General features: G+C 71.9%; 3 protein-coding genes and 1 pseudogene. 2 read left to right on the top strand and 2 right to left on the bottom strand.

The window, feature by feature from the left end; genetic code table 11:
- Positions 1 to 297, bottom strand: a pseudogene (locus tag GL263_RS24300) (CDP-alcohol phosphatidyltransferase family protein); the annotation flags it as partial.
- A gap of 364 nt (positions 298 to 661) precedes the next feature.
- Between GL263_RS24300 and GL263_RS24305 the strand changes: the two are divergent.
- Positions 662 to 1600 (top strand): cation diffusion facilitator family transporter, encoded by a 939-nt coding sequence (locus tag GL263_RS24305; RefSeq protein ID WP_182857888.1) that lies wholly within the window; start codon positions 662 to 664, stop codon positions 1598 to 1600.
- Between the two features lie 56 nt (positions 1601 to 1656).
- The gene (idi, locus tag GL263_RS24310; RefSeq protein WP_182857889.1) at positions 1657 to 2217 is read left to right on the top strand and encodes an isopentenyl-diphosphate Delta-isomerase; all 561 of its coding nucleotides are present in this window, start codon (positions 1657 to 1659) and stop codon (positions 2215 to 2217) included.
- A gap of 100 nt (positions 2218 to 2317) precedes the next feature.
- On the opposite strand, the gene GL263_RS24315 is transcribed toward idi, so the two are convergent.
- Positions 2318 to 2791: an ATP-binding protein gene (locus GL263_RS24315; RefSeq protein ID WP_182857890.1), complete on the bottom strand. Its 474-nt coding sequence runs from the start codon at positions 2789 to 2791 to the stop codon at positions 2318 to 2320.
- Positions 2792 to 3010 lie beyond the last annotated feature (219 nt).

The raw sequence follows: 3010 nt of genomic DNA on the forward strand, positions 1-3010 counted from the left end.
GGCCAGGGCGCGGTCGAGGTCGGCGCGGGCGGCCGGTGCCACGGCCAGCACGCCCGGCAGCGCGGCAGCGGGCGGGCGGGTGTCGAGGAGGGCGAGGCGCAGGCTGTGGCGGTGGCCGACAAAGCGGCTGTCGATCAGGGCCACCCGCTCCTCGGCGCCGACCTCGGCGACCAGTTCCGGCAGTCGGTCCAGCCGGTCGGCCGCACCGACCCGGTAGCCGAGCGCCCGGAGGGTGCGGGCGAGCGCGGGGTCGTCGGGTAGGCCTGAGGTCAGGATGGCGGTCGGCAGCGGAACCACTCCTCGGCGGACGTCGGCGTTCGCGTGTGTGGAGCTCGGGTGTCGCCCGAGGCTAACGGATACGGAACGACACGTTCCGTATCTCCCGGGCGTCTGCCCCCTTCTTGATCGTCGACTCCTCCCCGCGACTCCCGGGCACCCCGGCAGTCGACCCTCTCCGCATCCCGACCACGGACCGTACAGCCCTGACCTGCGGGAAGAATGCGCAGGTCAGAGCACACGACAACGGTGTTCAGTGTCGCGTTGCTTATACCCCCCACCCGTAGTTCACTTGGCAGTCGGCAGGACAGGAGCAGGGGCACTGACGGCACTGACCAGGGCCACGACACGCCGGCGACACACCGGCGCACAGGGGAGGAACTCCATGGGTGCGGGCCACCACCACGGCGGGCCACCACCGGCCGCGAGCACGGGCACCGCCGCCGCCGCGTACGTCGGCCGGCTGAGGATCGCGCTGGGCATCGCGCTGGCGCTGCTGGCCGCCGAGGCGATCGGCGCCTGGCTGACGGGGTCGCTGGCGCTGCTGGCGGACGCCGGCCACGTGGCCACCGACGTGGTGGGCGTGGGCATGGCGCTGACGGCCATCCACTTCGCGAACCGGCCGGCCGGACGCGGCCGCACCTTCGGGCTGGCCCGGATGGAGATACTCGCGGCGCTGCTCAACTGCCTGCTGCTGCTCGGCGTCGGCGGCTACATCCTGGTGGAGGCGATCGACCGGCTGCGGAACCCGGTGGAGGTCCCGGGCGGCCTGACGATCGTCTTCGGTCTGGCCGGTCTGGCGCTCAACCTGTGCTCGCTGGCGCTGCTGATGCGCGGCCAGCGGGAGAGCCTGAACGTGCGCGGAGCCTTCCTCGAGGTGCTGGCCGACGCGCTGGGCTCGCTCGCGGTGGTGGTGGCGGCGCTGGTCATCCTCACGACGGGGTGGAAGCAGGCCGACCCGGTGGCGTCCCTGCTGATCGCGGTCATGATCGTCCCACGTACGCTGAAGCTCGCCAAGGAGGCCGTGGAGGTGCTGTTGGAGGCGGCTCCGAAGGGCGTCGACGTCGACGAGGTCCGCGCGCACATCCTGGCCGTGCCCGGCGTGGAGGAGGTGCACGACCTGCACGTGTGGACGATCACCTCGGGGATGCCGGTGCTCAGCGCCCACGTGGTGGTCGAACGCGGGACACTGGACTCGGTGGGCCACGAGCGCGTGCTGCGCGACCTGCGCGCCTGCCTCGGCGAGCACTTCGACGTCGAACACTGCACGTTCCAGCTCGAACCGCACGGCCACGCCCGCCACGAGGTGGGAGTCTGCCACTGATCAGGGGTAGTACTCCCGGGTCGGTGAGACTGACGAGGAGAGGACACAGGGAGCAGATGGCACAGACCGCGACCGCCCCGATCATGCTGGAACTGGTCGACGAGGACGGCAGCACCATAGGCACGGCGGAGAAGCTGTCCGCGCACCAGGCTCCGGGGCGGCTGCACCGCGCGTTCTCGGTGTTCCTCTTCGACGGTCGCGGAAGGCTGCTGATCCAGCGCCGGGCGTGGGAGAAGTACCACTCCCCCGGTGTGTGGTCCAACTCCTGCTGCGGCCACCCGTACCCGGGTGAGGCCCCGTTCGCGGCGGCGACGCGGCGCATCGGCGAGGAGCTGGGGGTGGCGCCCGCGCTGCTGCGGGAGGCCGGCACGGTCCGCTACAACCACCCCGACCCGGTCTCCGGACTGGTCGAGCAGGAGTTCAACCACCTGTTCGTGGGTCTGGTGGAGGCGCCGGTGCGGCCGGTTCCCGAGGAGGTGGCCGAGGTCGCCTTCGTCAGCGGCGCGGAACTGCTGGAGCGGCACGCGAAGGACGCGTTCTCGGTGTGGTTCATGACGGTGCTGGACGCGGCGCGGCCGGCGATCCGGGAGGTGACCCCGGCGGACGCCGGCTGGTGACCCGGTGACCCGCCCGGCGTGCCGTCCTCGGGCGGCGGGCCGGGCGGTGTCGCTTCCGGCGCCCGGGGTGTCCGTTCAGGGCGGGAGCCTCTTCGTCCGCTCAGCGGTGCGGCAGCGGGAGGGCGGCCCAGACGATCTTTCCGCCGGCGGCGGTCTGCTCGACGTCGCAGGTGCCGCCCCACTCGGCCACCACCGCCTTCACCAGCAGCAGTCCGCGCCCGCCGGTGTGCTCGCTGTCCGGGTCGGCCTCCAGGGCCCTGGGACGGTAGGGGTGGCCGTCCTCCACGGACAGCCGCACCCAGCCCTGACGCAGCGCCACCTCCACACCGATCTGCGGGGAGAGCAGCGCGGCGTGCCGTACCGCGTTGGTCACCAGTTCGGAGGTGATCAGCAGCAGCCCGGCCAGTTGCTCGTCTCCGAGCGGGGCGCGCTGGCGGCGGACGAGGTCACGCACGGCGTGCCGGGCCTGCGGCACCGCGGAGTCCACCGCCTGGGCGGTGAAGCGCCAGACGCCCTCGTAGGGAACCGCCCGGGGTACGGACGGCTCCGACAGCGGTGCACCGCGGCTTTCCATGGTGTCCGGCACCAACTCTCGCTCACCTGCGGCTCATGGGCCTGCCAGCACGCTTGTTGACAGACCGCCTATCACCTTCGAGTGTTGGTTTCCCGTTGCACCTACGGGCCGCCTGACACAAACTGGCCGAGGCTTGCGCGGTTTCCGATTGCTTCTGATCGCTTTGACTATGTCTCCGGCCTGTTCCGCTCGTCCTGCGACGCGCCCTCACCCCCGGCC

The sequence above is a fragment of the Streptomyces durbertensis genome (assembly GCF_014156695.1).
Classification (GTDB): Bacteria; Actinomycetota; Actinomycetes; order Streptomycetales; family Streptomycetaceae; genus Streptomyces; species Streptomyces durbertensis.

Bases quoted from the DNA above. Each gene is read 5' to 3' on its own strand.
- GL263_RS24305 (WP_182857888.1), top strand. From the start codon at position 662: ATGGGTGCGGGCCACCACCACGGCGGGCCACCACCGGCCGCGAGCACG.
- idi (WP_182857889.1), top strand. From the start codon at position 1,657: ATGGCACAGACCGCGACCGCCCCGATCATGCTGGAACTGGTCGACGAG.
- GL263_RS24315 (WP_182857890.1), bottom strand. From the start codon at position 2,791: ATGGAAAGCCGCGGTGCACCGCTGTCGGAGCCGTCCGTACCCCGGGCG.